We start from the raw sequence: 18,725 nt of genomic DNA on the forward strand, positions 1-18,725 counted from the left end.
CCTTGGAGAGCTGAATTCAACGCTGCACAAGGACCCAGCCATGAGCCGTATTTTTGCTGACAACGCCCATTCCATCGGCAACACGCCGCTGGTGCAGATCAACCGCATCGCGCCCCGTGGCGTGACCATTCTGGCCAAGATCGAAGGTCGCAACCCGGGCTACTCGGTCAAGTGCCGGATCGGCGCCAACATGATCTGGGACGCCGAAAGCAGCGGCAAACTCAAGCCGGGCATGACCATTGTCGAGCCGACCTCCGGCAACACCGGCATCGGCCTGGCATTTGTCGCTGCCGCGCGCGGTTACAAATTGCTGCTGACCATGCCGGCCTCGATGAGCATCGAGCGACGCAAGGTGCTCAAGGCGCTGGGCGCCGAGCTGGTGCTGACCGAGCCAGCCAAGGGCATGAAAGGCGCTATCGAAAAGGCCAACGAAATCGTAGCCAGTGACGCGGGCAAATACTTCATGCCGGCCCAGTTCGATAACCCGGCCAACCCAGCCATTCATGAAAAGACCACTGGCCCGGAAATCTGGAATGACACCGATGGCGCCATCGATGTGCTGGTCGCAGGGGTCGGCACCGGTGGAACCATTACCGGTGTGTCGCGGTATATCAAGAATACGGCGGGCAAACCGATTCTGTCGGTGGCGGTGGAACCGGTGTCTTCGCCGGTGATTACCCAGGCGCTGGCAGGTCAAGAAATCAAGCCGAGCCCGCACAAGATTCAGGGCATCGGCGCCGGTTTCGTGCCGAAGAACCTTGATCTGTCGATGGTTGACCGGGTCGAGCTGGTGACGGATGACGAGTCCAAGGCCATGGCCCTGCGCCTGATGCAGGAAGAGGGGATCCTGTGCGGGATTTCCTGCGGTGCGGCCATGTCGGTGGCGGTGCGTCTGGCGGAGACCCCGGAAATGCAGGGCAAGACCATTGTGGTGGTGCTGCCCGACTCCGGTGAGCGTTATCTGTCGAGCATGCTGTTCAGTGATCTGTTCACCGATCAGGAGAACCAGCAGTAAGGGGGCACGTTGATTCAGGTCAGCCAGGGTTCAGGATCGTTATGTTAATAAGTGCTTTGTTGCGCAATTCTTAACACTGAATCTTGAGTCGGGCGGGTTTTTCCCGGAGCCGGTAGTGTTTATCATGGCCGGCCGCCATCTCGGGTAAATGACATGGCGTGGCGTTGTCTTATTTCAAGGAGTTGTTGATGACCTTTTCGTTAGCCGCCAAGGTGTCGGTGTTGCTGCTGTTTGTGGGCAGCATCCTCTACGTGCATTTGCGCGGCAAGGCGCGTTTGCCGGTGTTGCGGCAGTTCGTCAACCACTCGGCGCTGTTCGCCCCGTATAACGCCTTGATGTACCTGTTCTCGGGCGTGCCGTCCAAGCCGTATCTGGATCGCAGCAAGTTTCCGGAGCTGGACGTGTTGCGCGATAACTGGGAAACCATTCGCGACGAAGCCATGCATCTGTTCGACGAGGGTTATATTCGTGCCGCCGAGAAGAACAACGACGCCGGTTTCGGCTCGTTCTTCAAGAAAGGCTGGAAGCGTTTCTACCTCAAGTGGTACGACAAACCGCTGCCATCGGCCGAAACCCTGTGCCCGAAAACCGTGGCGCTGGTCAGTGCCATCCCCAACGTCAAAGGCGCGATGTTCGCGCTGTTGCCGGGCGGCAGCCATTTGAACCCGCACCGCGATCCGTTCGCCGGCTCCCTGCGTTATCACCTGGGTCTGTCAACGCCAAACTCCGACGATTGCCGAATCTTCGTCGACGGTCAGGTCTACGCCTGGCGCGACGGTGAAGACGTGATGTTCGACGAGACCTACGTGCATTGGGTCAAGAACGAAACCGAACAGACCCGCGTCATCCTGTTCTGCGACATCGAGCGGCCGCTGAGCAGCCGCCTGATGACCCGCATCAACCGCTTCATCAGCGCCTGGCTGGGCCGTGCCACGGCACCGCAGAACCTCGACGACGAGCGTGTCGGCGGGATCAACCAGGCTTACGCCTGGAGCAAGAACTTCAGCGACAGGTTCAGTGGTGCGGTCAAACAGTGGAAACGCCGCAACCCGAAGGCCTACCGTGTGCTGCGGCCGGTGCTGGCGGTGGTGGTGTTGACGTTGCTGGGGTATTGGCTGTTTGGTTGAGGCTGGAAGCAGAAACAAAAAACCGCTCCTTGTGAGCGGTTTTTTTATGCGGGGAAGGTAAAGGATGCGCCGGCGAGAACACCTCCCGGCTCTTCCGCTGCTGGATTAGCCAATGCCTCTCTAATTCGGAGTAACTCCTTTTCAGATAATTCTCCAGCAGAGCGCTTTCCTTTGGCCCTCATCGATTTGGCGCCTGGCGCTTTGTTCTCGGCGACAGTTTTCATGGCGTCTCCACTATGGTCGTTGCAATTGCAAACGAGCCTATGCGCCTGCCTCCTGCCTGTCGCTACTGGCCCTTTGTCCAAGTCGTTGCAATCCATGTCGCGGGCTGGTTATAGTCGGCGCTCGTGAGTCGCACGACCCATTGTCCAACCCTTCAAAAAGATCAGCCCAGATGCCTGCATCCCTCATCAACGCGGTAGTCGATTCAGCGGTCAACGCTGGCGTCGTGCCGTGCGGGAATCAGCAGCCTGTGCAGATCAGTCATTACCCTCCACCTGTCAGTAGCACGCCGGTGTGCGCAGTCGTATCACCGCCGGGCGTTGGTGTTTCGGGCTGATCAGCGTTTGCTGCTGACCCCTGTGCCCGCCTGAAAAAACCTACTGAATTTCAGCTTCGGCTGAGTTGGCTATTTGCCTGACTACAGGTGGTATTCATGTTTGTCCTTTCGAAAAAGTCCGCGCTCGCGGCGGCGTCCACGAGCCTGTTCGTTCTGCTGTGGAGCAGCGGGGCGATCTTCTCCAAGTGGGGGCTGGCTCACGCTTCACCCTTCGCCTTTCTGCTGATCCGGTTTGTGATTGCCCTGTGTGGGCTGGTGCTGCTGGTGCCATTGCTCAAGTTGAGGTTGCCCAAGGGCGGCAAGCCGATGCTGTACGCGATGGCCACCGGGGTGGTGTTGTTAGGGGCTTATCAGATTTTCTATCTGCTGGCGCTGGATCTGAAGGTCACGCCCGGGGTGATGGCGACCATCATGGGCGTGCAACCGATCCTGACGGTGGTGCTCATGGAGCGGCAGCGTTCGGCGAGCCGAATGTTTGGGCTGGCGTTGGGACTGGCCGGTCTGATCATGGTGGTTTACCAGGGCATCGGTCTGGCCGGAATGTCGCTGGCGGGGATGTTGTTCGGGCTGCTGGCGCTGGCGAGCATGACCTTCGGCTCGATCATGCAGAAGCGCATCACCGACAATCCCCTCGGCACGCTGCCGGTGCAGTATCTGGCCGGTCTGCTGCTGTGCGGGATTTTCGTGCCGTTCCAGCCGTTTCACTTCGAGCACAGCGCCGGTTTCATTGTGCCGGTGCTGTGGATGGGACTGGTGGTTTCCGTGCTGGCGACGTTGCTGCTGTACCGGCTGATCGCCCGGGGCAATCTGGTCAATGTCACCAGCCTGTTCTATCTGGTGCCGGCCGTGACGGCGGTGATGGACTACCTGATCTTTGGCAATCGCCTGGCGGCGTTGAGCGTGCTGGGGATGCTGCTGATCATCGTCGGTCTGGTATTCGTATTCCGTAAATCGGCGTAACAGCCGCGCATGAAAAAGGCCCGGGAGGAAACTCCCGGGCCTTTGTGCATCTGCCAATCAGCGGGCGGTGGCTTCTGCCGGCTTCACCACAGCGGGTTTCAGCACCAGCCACAGCGCAATGGCGATCAATACCCCGCCATACACGTGGGCCATCGACAGCGGCTCATCGAGAAAAAGCGCCCCCCACAACACGCCGAATGGCGGAATCATGAAGGTCACGGTCATCGATTTCACCGGCCCGATGGAACTCAGCAGGCGGAAGTAAATGATGTAGGCAAACGCAGTGCAGCCCAGCCCAAGGCCCAGCAGCGACAGCCAGACATTCCAGCCACCCCAGCTCACCGGCGGCGCAGTGATGACGCTGTAACCGAACAGCGGCAACAGAAACAGGGTTGCACCGAGCATGCTGCCCAGCGCCGACAGACGACTGTCGAGGCCGCCGGCCTGATCCAGCCAGCGTCGGGCGAGGAACCCGGCGAAGCCATAACAGGTGGTTGCGAGCAGGCAGGCCACCGCGCCCATCAGCAAGTGCAGATCGAACGCGACCGGGCCGGCGCGGGTCAGCACGCCCACCCCGAGCAGGCCGAGGAACACCCCGGCGAGTTTGGCCAGCGTGAGTTTTTCACTGAAGAACAAACCGCCGATCAACACGCCCATCAATGGCGTGGTGGCATTGAAGATCGCCGAATAACCGGCCGGCAGCACCTGGGCGGCGACCGAATACAGCGTCGCCGGCACGCCGGAGTTGATCACGCCAAGCAACATCACAGTCTTGAGCTTGCCTTTGAAATCCCAGCTGATGCGCATCAGCCCGAGAATCACCAGCAAGCCGACGGCGGCGATGGAAACGCGGAAGAATCCGGTCGGAACCGTACCGATCGCGGGAGCGATGATGCGCATGAACAGGAAGCTCGCGCCCCAGATGGCAGCCAGCGACAGCATGCGGAAAATATCGACGGGGCTCACGGGCCACTCCTTCCTTGATCGGGACGAGAGTGTTGCCGAGGGCCCCGGCGATGGCAACCGCTAATCGGGCATTTAATTGTCTGATCAGATCACGAAGCGCGTGACCAGTGCGTTCAGGTCGACGGCCAGCCGTGACAGTTCCTGACTGGCGGCAGAGGTCTGGGTGGCACCTGCTGCGGTTTGTGTCGACAGATCACGGATGGTCACCAGGTTCTGATCGACCTCCCGAGCCACCAGCGCCTGTTGCTCGGCGGCGCTGGCGATTACCAGGTTGCGCTGGTTGATCTGTGAAATCGACGCGGTGATTTTCTCCAGTGCATGGCCGGCACTGTTGGCGCGACGCAGGGTATGGCTGGCCTGCTCGGCGCTGTTTTGCAAGGCGCCGACGGTGGCACTGGTGCCTTGCTGAATGCTGCTGATCATCAGCTCGATTTCTTCGGTGGAGTTCTGCGTGCGCTGGGCCAGCGAGCGGACCTCGTCGGCAACCACTGCGAAGCCACGTCCGGCCTCGCCGGCTCGCGCGGCTTCAATCGCAGCGTTCAGGGCCAGCAGGTTGGTCTGCCCGGCGATGCCGCGAATCACCTCCAGCACCTTGCTGATGTCCTGAGCCTGAGTCGCAAGGCCCTCGGCCTGTTCGGACGCGCCCAGCACCGCGCTGACCAGTTCCTGAATCGAACTGATGGTCTCGCTGACCTGCACATGCCCGTGCTTGCTGTCCTCGTTCGAGGCTTCGGAGGCCTGGGCACTGGACACCGCATTGGCGGCCACTTCATCCACCGCCGTGCTCATCTCGGTGACCGCCGTGGCGGCCTGCTCGATCTGGTCATTTTGCTGTTGCAGGCCGCGGGTGCTCTGTTCCATCACTGAACTCATTTCCTCGGCGGCGGAGGCCAGTTGCTGGGCCGACTCGCTGATGCCGCGAATGGTCGAACGCAGATTGCCCTGCATCTGCGCCAGCGCCGTGAGCAATTGCGCCGCTTCATCACGACCCTCACTGTCGATGCGACCGCTGAGGTCTCCCGAAGCAATCTGCCGTGCCGCGTTCAGCGCCTGATTGATCGGCGTGGTGATGCTGCGGGTCAGCAACCAGGCCAGCAACAACGTGGCAATCAGGGCGATGACGATGATCGCGGCGACGATCCACAGCGCCTGCTGGTACATCGCCGCCGCGGACTTGGCGGCGGCATCCGCGCCTTGCTGATTGAGGCTGATCATTTGCTCAAGGGTCTTGTCGAGCACCGTGCCCTGGGGCGCCAGTTCAGTGGTCAGGCGCGCGTAGGCTTGTTCGTTTTGTCCGGCATCGATCTGTTTGATGATCTGGTCGAGGATGCTCAGGTACTTGGCCGTGTCGGCGCTCAAACCTTCCAGCATCGCTCGCTCCTGGTCATTGGCGATCAGGGCCTTGTGGTCGTCGAGGCGCTTGAGCAATTCCTGACGTTGCGCGGTGAGAATGCCTTTGCTGCGTTCGCGAACGACAGCCTGAGTACTGGTGATCAGGCGCAGGGATTCAAGACGGATGCTGGCGATATTCGCCGCTGCGTCATGGATGCTTTCGATGCTGGGCATCCACGATTCCTCGATCACCGCCGCGCTCTCGCGCAGGGTTTTCATCTGGCCCAGACCGAACAGGCCGACCACCACCAGCAGACTGGCCAGAACGGCAAAACACAAACTGGCGCGCAAACCTATGCGCAGATTCCGGATAGACATCAATGTGCTCCTTGGGGATTGGGGGAGAGGTCGTCCTCGTGGACCGAGGATCTTGTTGTAAGGCGGGTGATGGCGGGCTATATATCAAAGTGCCACTATCTTGGTAAGGCCATTTTTAACCGGGGTGGCACGCGATGGACGAGAAGGAACTAGCCGGGAAAAGCGCGGATTAGAGACGTCGCTACCGGGTTGGATCCGAAACCCAGAAGAAACGCGGGCTGGCGTTCAGCGATAGGGAGAAGCCGAAGGGACGTTTATTGACCGAACGGTCGATTAAAAAACTTTGATAAAAACTGTGTCGTTGTACAACCCGCAAGAGGATTTAGCCGAAATTGCGCTTCTCCTGCGCCTGCTTCCGTGGCTAAGCTCAGGCCTTCGAGCACAGATTCTCCAATTCCCGCAGAGGTCTCATCTATGCCGCAGCAATGGCCAGCCACCGACATCGCCCGCCTGATCCTCGATGGCTTTGACGATTACCGCGAGCATTTCCGGCGGATCACCGACGGCGCCCGGGAGCGCTTCGAGCAGGCCCGCTGGCAGGACACGCAAACCGCGTCGGCGGCACGGATCAACCTCTACGAAGAAAAGGTCGGTGAAACCGTCGCCCGTCTGCGCGAGTACTTCGAGCCGGACACGTTGATGGATGTCACCTGCTGGCCACTGGTGAAAAGCGCCTACATCAGCATCATCGACCTGCGCTTCGACGATGAACTGTCCGAGACCTGGTACAACTCGATTTTCTGCAGCCTGTTCAGCCACGACCTGATCAGCGACGGCTGCATGTTCATCCACACCACGCGCCCGAGCCTGCGTCGGGCACGGGCCGCGCAAACCCGCACCTACAAGCCCCAAGGGCAGATCTCGGGCATGCTTGCGAGCATCTTTGCCGATTACCGCTTCAGCGAGACCTACGCCGATTTGCCCGGCGACTTGCTGCGTCTGGAAGCGCAACTGCGCGAGAACCTGCCGGACTGGGTGTGCAAGGACCCGGAGCTGAGCGTCGAGCTGTTTTCCTCGGTGCTGTACCGCAACAAGGGCGCGTACCTGGTGGGGCGCATCTACACCAACGACGATCAGTGGCCGTTGGTGATTCCGTTGCTGCACCGCGAAGGGCGCGGGATTCAGATCGACGCATTGATCACCGACGAAGCGGAGGTGTCGATCATCTTCTCCTTCACCCGTTCGTATTTCATGGTGGATGTGCCGGTGCCGGCGGAGTTCATCGGTTTCCTCAAACGCATCCTGCCGGGCAAGCACATCGCCGAGCTGTACACCTCGATCGGTTTCTACAAGCACGGTAAATCGGAGTTCTACCGCGCCCTGATCAATCACCTGGCCAACACCGATGACCAGTTCATCATGGCGCCGGGCGTGCGCGGCATGGTCATGAGCGTGTTCACGCTGCCGGGCTTCAACACTGTGTTCAAGATTATCAAGGACCGTTTCTCCCCATCGAAAAACGTCGACCGCGCCACGGTGATCGAGAAGTACCGACTGGTGAAAAGCGTCGACCGCGTCGGGCGCATGGCCGATACCCAGGAATTCGCCGACTTTCGTTTTCCCCTGAGCAAATTCGAGCCGGCGTGCCTGGCGGAGCTGCTGGAAGTCGCGCCGTCCACGGTGTCGCTGGAAGGCGAAACCGTGCTGATCCGCCACTGCTGGACCGAGCGCCGAATGACGCCGCTTAATCTCTATCTGGATAACGCCAACGAAGCCCAGGTGCGCGAAGCGCTGGAGGATTACGGCCTGGCGATCAAGCAACTGGCGGCGGCCAACATCTTTCCCGGCGACATGCTGCTGAAGAACTTCGGCGTCACCCGCCATGGCCGGGTGGTGTTCTACGACTACGACGAGATCTGCTTTCTCACCGAAGCCAACTTCCGCCACATTCCGGCACCGCGTACGCCGGAGGACGAAATGGCCTCCGAACCGTGGTATTCGATCGGGCCACTGGATGTGTTTCCCGAGGAATTTCCGCCGTTCCTGTTTGCCGATGCAGCGCAGCGCAAGCTGTTCGATCAGTTGCATGGCGAGTTGTACAACGCTGATTACTGGAAGGGGCTACAGGAAGCGATTCGGGCGGGGAAAGTCATTGATGTCTTTCCGTATCGGCGCAAAGGCCTGGATAACGAATAAAGCAGCCGCAAGCCGCAAGCCGCAAGCAGCAAGCAGCAAGCAGCAAGCTACAAGCAGCAAGCTACAAGCCTCAAGTCAAACGCCGCTTTCAACTTGCGGCTTGTAGCTTGCCGCTTGTAGCTGCTTTTCTGCGACAATCGCGTCCTTGCGCCACTAGACGACCGAATTGCGTACCCGATGACCGACGAATCGCCCTCCATCGACAAACTGCTGAAAAACCTCGATCACGCCATGCTCGCCGACCGCCACCGGCTGCGGCGGCAGTTGCTTGAGCTGCGCAAGAAACCCGACGAGGCCAAGCTGGCCCAGTGGGTGGTGCGCATGCAGACGTCCTGCGACCAGGTGCTGGCACGCAAGGCCAGCCTGCCGGTGATCCGTTACGACGACAGCCTGCCGATTGCAGCCAAGCGTGACGAAATCAAGAAGGCCCTGGAAAAGCACCAGGTGCTGATCATCGCCGGTGAAACCGGCTCGGGCAAAACCACCCAGTTGCCGAAAATCTGTCTGGAGATCGGTCGCGGCCAGCACGGTTTGATCGGCCACACCCAGCCTCGGCGGATCGCGGCGCGCAGCGTGGCCAGCCGGGTTGCCGAAGAACTCGGTACACCGCTGGGCGCGCTGGTCGGTTATCAGGTGCGCTTCGAAGACCAAAGCGATTCGAACACCCTGATCAAACTGATGACCGACGGCATCCTGCTGGCGGAAACCCAGAACGACCGTTATCTCGAACGCTACGACACGATCATCGTCGACGAAGCCCACGAACGCAGCCTCAACATCGACTTCCTGCTCGGTTACCTGAAAACCCTGCTGCCGCGTCGCCCGGATCTGAAAGTCATCATCACCTCGGCGACCATCGATCTGGAGCGTTTCTCCAAGCATTTCGACGATGCGCCGATTGTCGAAGTGTCCGGCCGCACCTTCCCGGTGGAAACCTGGTATCGCCCGCTGACGCTCGAGCAGGACGAAGAAGGCAACCGCGTCGAAGACGACCTGACGGTGGATCAGGCGATTCTCGCCACCCTCGACGAAATCGCCGCCTATGAGCGAAGCGAGCGCCGCAGTCCCGGTGATGTGCTGGTGTTCCTGCCCGGCGAGCGCGAGATTCGCGACGCCGCCGACATGCTGCGCAAGGCCCAGCTCAAACACACCGAAATCCTGCCGTTGTACGCGCGCCTGTCGCCGGCCGAGCAGCAGCGAATTTTCCAGTCGCACCCCGGCCGTCGTGTGGTGCTGGCGACCAACGTTGCCGAAACCTCGCTGACCGTGCCGGGCATCCGTTACGTGATCGACAGCGGCACCGCGCGCATCAGCCGCTACAGCTATCGCGCCAAGGTCCAGCGGCTGCCGATCGAAGCGATTTCCCAGGCCAGCGCCAACCAGCGTAAAGGTCGCTGCGGCCGGGTCGAGCCGGGTATCTGCGTGCGCCTGTACAGCGAAGAGGATTTCCTCGGTCGTCCGGAATTTACCGACCCGGAAATCCTGCGCACCAACCTCGCGGCGGTGATTTTGCAGATGCTCCATCTGCGCCTCGGTGAGATCACCGATTTCCCGTTCATCGAGCCGCCGGACGGCAAGGCGATCAGCGACGGTTTCAACCTGCTGCAAGAACTCTCGGCGGTGGATCGCAACAGTCAGTTGACCCCGCTCGGCCGTCAGCTGGCGCGTCTGCCGGTGGACCCGCGCATGGGCCGCATGCTGCTTGAAGCCGCCAAACTCGGCAGCCTGCAGGAAGTGCTGATCGTCGCCAGCGCCATGTCGATTCAGGATCCGCGCGAGCGTCCGCCGGAGCGTCAGCAGGCCGCTGACCAGGCCCACGCTCAGTGGAAGGACGCCGATTCGGACTTCGCTGCGCTGGTCAATCTGTGGCGAGGTTTCGAAGAACAGCGCCAGGCGCTGACCGCCAGCCCATTGCGCAACTGGTGCCGCAAGAATTTCCTCAACTACCTGCGCCTGCGCGAGTGGCGCGATTCCCACCGTCAGTTGAGCCTGATCTGCCGCGACTTGCAGCTGAGCCTGAACAAAGAGCCGGCGGACTATCCGAAGCTGCACAAAGCGGTACTGGTCGGCCTGCTCAGCCAGATCGGCCAGAAAACCGAGGACGGCGATTACCTTGGCGCCCGTCAGCGGCGGTTCTGGATTCACCCATCGTCGGGCATCGGCAAGAAGCGCCCGCAGTGGGTGATGACCGCCGAACTGGTGGAAACCACCAAGCTTTATGCGCGGATGGTGGCGAAGATCGACGCCGACTGGATCGAACCGCTGGCCGGGCACCTGATCAAGAAAAACCACTTCGAACCGCACTGGGAGAAAAAGCGCGGCCAGGTCGTGGCGTTCGAACAGATCACCCTGTTCGGCCTGATCGTGGTCGGTCGTCGACCGGTGCATTACGGGCCGGTGGACCCGGTGGTTTCGCGAGAGCTGTTTATCCGCGAAGGCCTGGTGCGCGGCGAGATTCAGTCCCGGGCCAAGTGCCTGACCGCCAACAAACAACTGCTGGAGCAGCTCGACGAACTGGAAGCCAAAGCCCGTCGCCGGGACATCCTGGCCGACGAGGAAACCCTCTACGCGTTCTACGACGCGCGTTTGCCGGCGGAGATTCACCAGACCGCTACGTTCGACAGCTGGTACCGCGTCAACAGCCAAAAAGATCCGCAACTGCTGATCATGCGCGAGGAGGACGTGCTGGCCCGCGAAGCCAGCGAAGTCACCGCCCAGCATTACCCGGACACGCTGCACATCGGCGATCTGGAACTGGCGCTGAGTTACCACTTCGAACCGAATCACCCGCGTGACGGCGTGACCCTGCGTGTGCCGGCGCCGCTGTTGCCGATGCTGCCACCGGAGCGTCTGGAATGGCTGGTGCCGGGACTGATCGAGGCCAAGTGCATCGCGCTGGTGCGCAACCTGCCCAAGGCTTTGCGAAAAAACTTCGTGCCGGTGCCGGATTTCATCAAGGCCGCGCTGCAACGCATGACCTTCGCCGAAGGCTCGTTGCCGCAAGCGCTGGGTCGCGAACTGCTGCGCATGACCGGTGCGCGGGTCAGCGATGAAGCCTGGGCCGAAGCGGCGCAGCAGGTTGAAAGCCACCTGCGGATGAACCTGGAAATCGTCGACGGCCAGGGCAAGTTCCTCGGCGAGGGCCGGGATCTGGCCGAGCTGACCGCACGTTTCGCCGAAGCCAGCCAGGCCGCACTGGCGGTGCCGCAAAGTGCGAAAAGCCAGCAACCGGTGGAGGCCAAGGTCTTTGCGCCGGTGGCGGAAAAGACCCAACAGAAGATCGCCGGGCTGTCGATGACGGTGTATCCGGCGCTGGTGGAAGAGGGCGGTACGGTCAAGGAAGGGCGATTTTCTACCCCGGCGGAAGCCGAATTCCAGCACCGCCGCGCCTTGCAACGTCTGCTGCTGCAGCAACTGGCCGAACCGGCGAAGTTCCTGCGCGGCAAGTTGCCGGGCCTGACCGAACTGGGCCTGCTGTACCGCGAACTGGGGCGGGTTGATGCGCTGGTCGAAGACATTCTGCTGGCCAGCCTCGACAGCTGCATTCTTGACGGTGAAGACCCGTTGCCCCGTGACGGCGCAGGGCTGGCGGCACTGGCCGAGCGCAAGCGCGGCAGCTGGACCGAGCACGCCGAACGGGTGGCACGCCTGACTCTGGAAATCCTCAAGCTCTGGCACGGTCTGCAAAAGCGCTTCAAGGGCAAGATCGACCTGGCTCAGGCGGTGGCGCTTAACGATATCAAGCAGCAGCTCAGTCATCTGGTGTATCCGGGCTTCGTCCGGGAAACGCCGATGCTCTGGCTCAAGGAGTTGCCGCGTTACCTGAAAGCGGTCGAGCAGCGTTTCGAGAAGCTGGGCGCGCAAGTGCAGAAGGATCGGGTCTGGAGCGGCGAGCTTGCCGGGCTCTGGACGCAATACCAGACCCGTGCCGCCAAACATGCCCAGGAAGGCAAGCGCGATCCGCAGCTCGAGCTGTATCGCTGGTGGCTGGAGGAGTACCGGGTTTCGCTGTTCGCCCAGCAGTTGGGGACGAAGGTGCCGATCTCCGACAAACGCCTCAACAAGCAGTGGACGCAGGTGGAACCCTAGCGAGTGCCTGATCGCTCCGTGGGAACGATCACAAATTCCCCTTGTGGGAGCAAGCTCGCTCCCACATTGGGAAGGTCGTGACGCTTGGGAAAGGCGCCAAAACCTCGGGTTTATGGCAAACTTCGCCACCATAAATGCCGTTTTCGCGTCCCAGAGCCTTTGCCGGGCCGCGCAACGGAATAAAGCGATGCCAGGTTTTTGCGTCCCTGATACGGGAATGGACCCTTTGCGTGTTGGCACGTCGGTGCCAGCACTTTCTGCCTGAACAGATTAGAGAAACGACCATGCATAACGTCGTCATCAGCGGCACCGGCCTGTACACCCCGGCCAACAGCATCTCCAACGAAGAGCTGGTGCAGTCTTTCAATACCTACGTCGCCCAGTTCAACGCGGACAACGCCGACGCCATCGCCAGCGGCGAAGTCCAGGCCCTGACCGAGTCCAGCGCCGCGTTCATCGAAAAAGCTTCCGGCATCAAGAGCCGCTTTGTCATGGACAAGGACGGCATCCTCGACCCTGCGCGCATGGCGCCACGCCTGCCGGAGCGTTCCAACGACGAATGGTCGGTGCTCTGCCTGATGGCCATCGGCGCTGCCGAACAAGCCCTGCAACGTGCCGGCAAGACCGCCGCCGACATCGACGGCGTGATTGTCGCCTGCTCCAACCTGCAGCGCGCCTACCCGGCCATCGCCATCGAAGTCCAGGAAGCGCTGGGCATCCAGGGTTTCGGTTTCGACATGAACGTGGCCTGCTCGTCGGCGACCTTCGGCATCCAGCAAGCGGCCAACACCGTGCAACTGGGCCAGGCCCGGGCGATCCTGATGGTCAACCCGGAAGTCTGCACCGGTCACCTGAACTTCCGTGACCGCGACAGCCACTTCATCTTCGGTGACGCCGCCACGGCGGTGATCATCGAGCGCGCCGATCTGGCGACGTCGAAACACCAGTTCGATGTGGTCAGCACCAAACTGCTGACCAAGTTTTCCAACAACATCCGCAACAACTTCGGCTTCCTCAACCGCGCGGCGGAAGAGGGCATCGGCGCCCGCGACAAACTGTTCGTGCAGGAAGGCCGCAAGGTGTTCAAGGATGTCTGCCCGATGGTGGCCGAGCTGATCGGCGAGCACTTGGAAGAGAACAAGCTCAACGTCGGTGACGTGAAGCGCTTCTGGCTGCACCAGGCCAACCTGAGCATGAACCACCTGATCGTGCGCAAGTTGCTGGGCCGCGAGGCCACCGAAGAAGAAGCGCCGGTGATTCTCGACACCTACGCCAACACCAGCTCCGCCGGTTCGGTGATCGCGTTCCACAAATATCAGGACGATCTGGCAGCCGGTTCGCTGGCGGTGTTGAGTTCGTTCGGTGCCGGTTATTCGATTGGTAGCGTGATTCTGCGCAAGCGCTAAGTGCGAGTTCATTTCCTCTTAATCGCGCTGACGTTTCCTACATCCGAATCGGCGCGAGCGCTGTAATTTTCGAAACTGGCGGCAGGAGAGATCCTGCCGCTATCATTTTCGGAGTCAGGAAAAGGGGATTGATGGATGGCGGTTGACGACACACAACTGCTCGAGCGGTTGTTGGCAGGCGAACAGAAAGCCTTCAAGGAACTGGTCAGCACCTATCAAAGCCCCATGCGCGCGGTCGCCTACGCGATTGTCGGCCAGCGCCACGTCGAAGAAGTGGTGCAGGACGCGTGGCTGTCGGTGGTGCGTAATATCGGCCGTTTCGAGGGGCGCTCCAGTCTCAAGACCTGGCTGCTGACCATCACCGCCAACTCGGCCAAGAGCCGCTACAAACTCAATCGTCGCGAAGTGTTGCTGGATGATCTGCCGTCCCCCCACGGCACCATCGACGACAATCGCTTCTCTCCCGGCGACGGTCACTGGCTGGTCGCACCGTTCGCCTGGCACCAGGACACGCCCGAAGCGTTGCTGACAGAAGGCGAGCTGCGTGAATGCCTGGAGCATACGTTGCTCAGTCTCTCCGAACTTCAGAGCAGTGTGCTCACGCTGCGCGAGCGTCAGGGGCTGGAGCTGGAGCAGATCTGTAATCTTCTGGAGATCTCGCTCTCCAATGTCCGCGTGTTGCTGCACAGGGCACGCTTGAAGGTCTTCGCGACCGTGGAGCATTTTGAGGAGACGGGAGAATGTTGACCTGCAAGGAGCAAGTGGCGCGATCCAGCGATTATCTCGATGGCCAGTTGAGCTTTCGCGAGAGACTGATGGTGCGTCATCACCTGATGTTCTGCCGCAATTGCCGGCGGTTCATTCGCCAGATGCGTTTGATGCAGGCGACGTTGCGGGCGATGCCGCAAAAGCCTGAAGAGGGCGTGGACGCGTTGGCCGAGCAACTGGCACAGCTGCGGCGCAAGGATCGATCCTGAAAACACAGACTGGCGCGGCCGCAGCGAACGGATGATGGGGATCGCTGCGGCCGCGCCAGTCTGTTGAAGCCTCTTCAAACGATGGAACCGGATGTAAACCCATCGTTTGAAGTCTGTTGCCGGGTTGCTTAGAACTTCGCTTCCGCATCCAGCTGCAGGGTGTTGGTGTCTGCATCACGCTGGGTACGGCTGGAGAAGTCGGCCTTGGTCAGGAAGTAAGTCGCACCGATGGCGAAGTTTTTGTCGATGTCGTAGCCGACCTTGAACTTGTGGCCACGGGAACCGGTGGTGCCGTTGGCGAAGTCCGAATCGGTGAAGGCGCCGACCACAGCGTTGCGCTGCACGTCACGATAGTTGTAGTCGAGGTTCAGGCCGAAGACTTTCGACTTGGCACCTACCAGCCACGCGGTGTCCTGATCGGTCACTGCATCGTTGTTCTTCACGTACTGACCGTAGAACGACAGCGGCATTGGCAGGCCGCCGATGTCGACCTGGCTGAAGCCTTCGTACAGACGGAATTCGTTGTCGGCCGAGTTGCCGTTGACGGCCAGGGCGCACGGCGTGGAGGTGCCGGTGCAACGGCTGTCTTCGTCGTTCTGGTAGGCGTAGACGCTGCCGCCCAGGGTCAGTTTCAGGTTGTCGGTGATGGCGAAGCGGCTGCCCAATTGGCCGGCGGTCAGGCGCAGGTCGTGACGGAACTGCACGCCGTCGCCATCGACGTTGTCCTTGAGGTTGTAGTTACCCAGGCTGCCGAACAGTTCGACGCTGCTGCCCAATGGATACTTGTAGGTAACGGCCAGACCTTCCGGGTTGATGTCGCTGTCCCAGATCACGTCGCCCATGCTCACCCACGGTTGCAGCATCTTGCCGCCGATGATGTGCAGGTTCTTGATCTGGTCCGGGTGGTAGTCGATGTAGCCCAGGTCGAGCCAGATCTGCTTCTTGTCGAAGTAGTTGTCCTGGTCCTGGTTGGTCGAACGGGCGTCGTCGCCGCCGCCGGTGGCGATACGGATGCCGGTGTCGACTTGCGGGTTGATCTCGGTGTACGCACCCAGACGGGCACGGATGCGCTGGCGATCCTTGTCGCGGCCGCCGTTGTTCGGCTCGCCGTCGATCTTGATGGTTTCCTGACGGATACGCACGTCACCCTTGAACTGGGTCTTGGCGGCCCAGGCCAGTTTCTGGTCGAAACTGGTGAGCTCGTTGGTTTTCTTCGCGGTCGCCGCGATTTGCTCGTTGGTCTCTTGCTGCGCTTGTTGCGCGATCTGCTGGGCCTTCTGATCCTTGGCCAGTTCAGTTTGCAGTTCAACGTACTGCGCCTGGGAAATAGAACCGTTAGCCTTGAGCATGTCGAGCAGTTTGGCGTCGACTGCGGCACTGGCCGGAACACTCATGGCCAGCAACAAGCCACCGCACAGGGCCGCCGCAGTTTTCGTGGAAGCAAGACGCATAGCAATCTCCGAAGATGAAAAGGGGATGGCTGAACCATCCTGGGCACAACCGACGGTTTGACGGTCGGAAAACAGTGTCCGGGGTAGAACCCGGCGCTCTAAAAACAGGCGCCAGTATCGCGATGGTTTATGACAGAGCAGTGGCACGATGATGGCAGGTTGATGACGATACAAAGCTGCCGTGAACTATTGATTTAGAGCGCTGTCGCGTAATCGGACGTGGGCAACGCCCCGCCGATCAGCGATACTCGCCGGGCGTTCACGCCCGAAAGTGGAGAGGAAAATGCCGCTGCAACGTCTGCATAAACTGTCGGAAATTCCAGCGTCCGACTGGGATGTTCTGGTCCCGCAAAACCAGCCGTTTCTGCGCCACGCCTTCCTGGCTTCGCTGGAGGACAGCGGCAGCGTCGGCCCGCACACCGGCTGGCAAGCGGAGCATTTGCTGCACGTCGAAGCGGGGCGCGTGATCGCCGCGTTGCCCGGTTATCGCAAGTGGCACTCCTACGGGGAATACGTGTTCGATCACGGCTGGGCCGATGCCTGCGCCCGGGCCGGCATCGATTACTACCCCAAGTTCCTCAGCGCCGTGCCGTTCAGCCCGGTCAGCGGCCCACGGTTGTTGGCAGCGAATGTCGAAGATGGATTCGAGCTGCTCAAGAGCCTGCCGGGGTATCTGGAAATCGAAGAGCTCTCCAGTGCTCACATCAACTTCACCGACGCGTTCACTGATGCCGCCATGGCCGAGCAGCCGGGCTGGTTGCAACGCATCGGCTGTCAGTACCACTGGCAGAATCGCGGCTACCGCGACTTTCAGGACTTCCTCGACGTGCTCGCCTCACGCAAGCGCAAGCAGATGCGTAAAGAGCGCGAACAAGTGGCGGGACAGGGCTTCGAGTTCGAATGGCTGGAAGGCCGCGAACTGGACGAGGCGCAGTGGGATTTCGTCTATGCCTGTTACGCCAATACATACGCGGTGCGTCGGCAGGCGCCGTATCTGACCCGGGAATTCTTCAGCCTGCTGGCCGAGCGCATGCCGGAATCGATTCGCGTGGTACTGGCCCGGCAGGGCTCACGGCCGGTGGCGATGGCGTTCAGCCTGGTGGGCGGCGACAGCTTTTACGGGCGTTATTGGGGATGCCTGGCCGAGTTCGACCGGCTGCACTTCGAAACCTGTTTCTATCAGGGGATGGATTATGCGATTGCCCAGGGCATTCAGCGTTTCGATGCCGGTGCCCAGGGCGAGCACAAGCTGATTCGCGGCTTCGAACCGGTGATCACCCATTCCTGGCATTACCTGCGTCATCCCGGTTTGAAAGCCGCGGTCAAAGACTTCCTGCACCAGGAGCGCGCCGGTGTACTGGCTTATGCGGAAGAGGCGAGGAGCGCCTTGCCTTATCGGCAAGCCTGATCCTCGCCGACTCCCTCAGCTGTCTTCCTTGCCCAGCCAGCGATAGAGCACGCCGCCGACCACCGCACCCAGCAACGGCGCGACCCAGAACATCCACAACTGTGCGATGGCCCAGCCGCCGACCATCAGCGCCGGGCCGGTGCTGCGGGCCGGGTTGACCGAGGTGTTGGTCACCGGAATCGAGATCAGGTGGATCAGCGTCAGGGCCAGGCCGATGGCGATCGGTGCCAGTCCTGCCGGGGCGCGTTTGTCGGTGGCGCCGAGGATGATCACCACGAACATGGCGGTCATCACCAGCTCGGTGACGAAGCCGGCGGCCATCGAATATTTGCCCGGCGAGTGCTCGCCATAACCGTTGGAGGCCAGGCCGGCGGCGATGTCGAAGCCTTCCTTGCCGCTAGCGATGTGGTAGAGCAGTGCCGCTGCCAGAATCCCGCCGATCACCTGGGCGATGACGTAGGCAGGCAGTTCCTTGGCCGGGAACCGACCGCCGACGACCAGACCGACCGACACGGCCGGGTTGAGGTGACAGCCGCTGATGTGGCCTATGGCAAACGCCATCGTCAGCACCGTCAGACCAAACGCCAGGGCGACCCCCAGCACGCCGATTCCCAAGGGTGAAGACGCGGCAATTACGGCACTGCCGCAACCGCCCAACACTAACCAGAACGTACCCAACAACTCAGTGACTGAACGTTTGAACAGAGACATGAGAGTGTCCTTGATAGACGTACTATCGAGACTGGATCGAGTGGTGCTTCCTTGCAGATTTACGACAGGTTCCGTTCCGGAGCCTTGGGTCAGTACAGCAGGGTTCATGCGAATTTCCAGCAGGCGATAAAAAACCGCCAGAGCCCGTAGTTAAAGGGCTGTGGCGGTTTTATCTCACATTGATCATTCCCACGCTCCGCGTGGGAACGA

General features: G+C 60.9%; 14 protein-coding genes. 9 read left to right on the forward strand and 5 right to left on the reverse strand.

Annotated elements, in window-relative coordinates:
* Positions 1 to 40 precede the first annotated feature (40 nt).
* Both cysK and K3819_RS07335 read left to right on the forward strand, forming a co-directional pair.
* Positions 41 to 1,015, forward strand: a complete 975-nt coding sequence (cysK, locus tag K3819_RS07330; RefSeq protein WP_011332943.1) for a cysteine synthase A — start codon at positions 41 to 43, stop codon at positions 1,013 to 1,015.
* A gap of 188 nt (positions 1,016 to 1,203) precedes the next feature.
* Entirely contained in the window at positions 1,204 to 2,142 is a 939-nt protein-coding gene (locus K3819_RS07335) for an aspartyl/asparaginyl beta-hydroxylase domain-containing protein (protein ID WP_064594184.1), read from the forward strand.
* A gap of 44 nt (positions 2,143 to 2,186) precedes the next feature.
* On the opposite strand, the gene K3819_RS07340 is transcribed toward K3819_RS07335, so the two are convergent.
* On the reverse strand, positions 2,187 to 2,366 hold the full coding sequence (locus K3819_RS07340) for a hypothetical protein (protein WP_143492905.1): 180 nt from the start codon (positions 2,364 to 2,366) through the stop codon (positions 2,187 to 2,189).
* A gap of 431 nt (positions 2,367 to 2,797) precedes the next feature.
* On the opposite strand from K3819_RS07340, the gene K3819_RS07345 reads away from it, so the two are divergent.
* On the forward strand, positions 2,798 to 3,661 hold the full coding sequence (locus K3819_RS07345; protein WP_221398931.1) for a DMT family transporter: 864 nt from the start codon (positions 2,798 to 2,800) through the stop codon (positions 3,659 to 3,661).
* 57 nt (positions 3,662 to 3,718) lie between these two features.
* Here the strand turns inward: K3819_RS07345 and K3819_RS07350 are convergent, their stop codons facing one another.
* Positions 3,719 to 4,627 carry a DMT family transporter gene (locus K3819_RS07350; RefSeq protein ID WP_221398932.1) on the reverse strand — a complete coding sequence of 303 codons (909 nt, stop codon included), beginning with the start codon at positions 4,625 to 4,627 and terminating at the stop codon, positions 3,719 to 3,721.
* Positions 4,628 to 4,711: 84 nt separating this feature from the next.
* Complete coding sequence (locus K3819_RS07355; RefSeq protein ID WP_221398933.1) at positions 4,712 to 6,337, reverse strand: methyl-accepting chemotaxis protein; 1,626 nt, start codon at positions 6,335 to 6,337, stop codon at positions 4,712 to 4,714.
* 414 nt (positions 6,338 to 6,751) lie between these two features.
* On the opposite strand from K3819_RS07355, the gene aceK reads away from it, so the two are divergent.
* The 5 genes from aceK to K3819_RS07380 all read left to right on the forward strand — a co-directional run bounded on the left by aceK (position 6,752) and on the right by K3819_RS07380 (position 14,945).
* Complete coding sequence (gene aceK / locus K3819_RS07360; protein WP_221398934.1) at positions 6,752 to 8,473, forward strand: bifunctional isocitrate dehydrogenase kinase/phosphatase; 1,722 nt, start codon at positions 6,752 to 6,754, stop codon at positions 8,471 to 8,473.
* 177 nt (positions 8,474 to 8,650) lie between these two features.
* A complete protein-coding gene (hrpA, locus tag K3819_RS07365; RefSeq protein WP_221398935.1) occupies positions 8,651 to 12,562 on the forward strand; it encodes an ATP-dependent RNA helicase HrpA in 3,912 nt (1,303 codons plus the stop codon).
* 284 nt (positions 12,563 to 12,846) lie between these two features.
* Positions 12,847 to 13,968, forward strand: coding sequence for a beta-ketoacyl-ACP synthase III (locus K3819_RS07370; protein ID WP_221398936.1), 1,122 nt, complete (start codon positions 12,847 to 12,849; stop codon positions 13,966 to 13,968).
* Between the two features lie 135 nt (positions 13,969 to 14,103).
* Entirely contained in the window at positions 14,104 to 14,715 is a 612-nt protein-coding gene (locus K3819_RS07375) for an RNA polymerase sigma factor (protein WP_221398937.1), read from the forward strand.
* A complete protein-coding gene (locus K3819_RS07380; protein WP_221398938.1) occupies positions 14,709 to 14,945 on the forward strand; it encodes an anti-sigma factor in 237 nt (78 codons plus the stop codon). Before K3819_RS07375 ends, K3819_RS07380 begins: the two co-directional genes overlap by 7 nt.
* Positions 14,946 to 15,073: 128 nt before the next feature.
* On the opposite strand, the gene K3819_RS07385 is transcribed toward K3819_RS07380, so the two are convergent.
* The gene (locus K3819_RS07385; RefSeq protein WP_085611584.1) at positions 15,074 to 16,396 is read right to left on the reverse strand and encodes a putative porin; all 1,323 of its coding nucleotides are present in this window, start codon (positions 16,394 to 16,396) and stop codon (positions 15,074 to 15,076) included.
* Between the two features lie 283 nt (positions 16,397 to 16,679).
* On the opposite strand from K3819_RS07385, the gene K3819_RS07390 reads away from it, so the two are divergent.
* Positions 16,680 to 17,804: a GNAT family N-acetyltransferase gene (locus K3819_RS07390; RefSeq protein ID WP_221398939.1), complete on the forward strand. Its 1,125-nt coding sequence runs from the start codon at positions 16,680 to 16,682 to the stop codon at positions 17,802 to 17,804.
* Between the two features lie 15 nt (positions 17,805 to 17,819).
* Here the strand turns inward: K3819_RS07390 and aqpZ are convergent, their stop codons facing one another.
* The gene (gene aqpZ, locus K3819_RS07395; protein WP_039772593.1) at positions 17,820 to 18,515 is read right to left on the reverse strand and encodes an aquaporin Z; all 696 of its coding nucleotides are present in this window, start codon (positions 18,513 to 18,515) and stop codon (positions 17,820 to 17,822) included.
* Positions 18,516 to 18,725: the final 210 nt, after the last annotated feature.

It is taken from the genome of Pseudomonas sp. 3-2, from assembly GCF_019710535.1.
GTDB classification, from domain to species: Bacteria; Pseudomonadota; Gammaproteobacteria; order Pseudomonadales; family Pseudomonadaceae; genus Aquipseudomonas; species Aquipseudomonas pharyngis.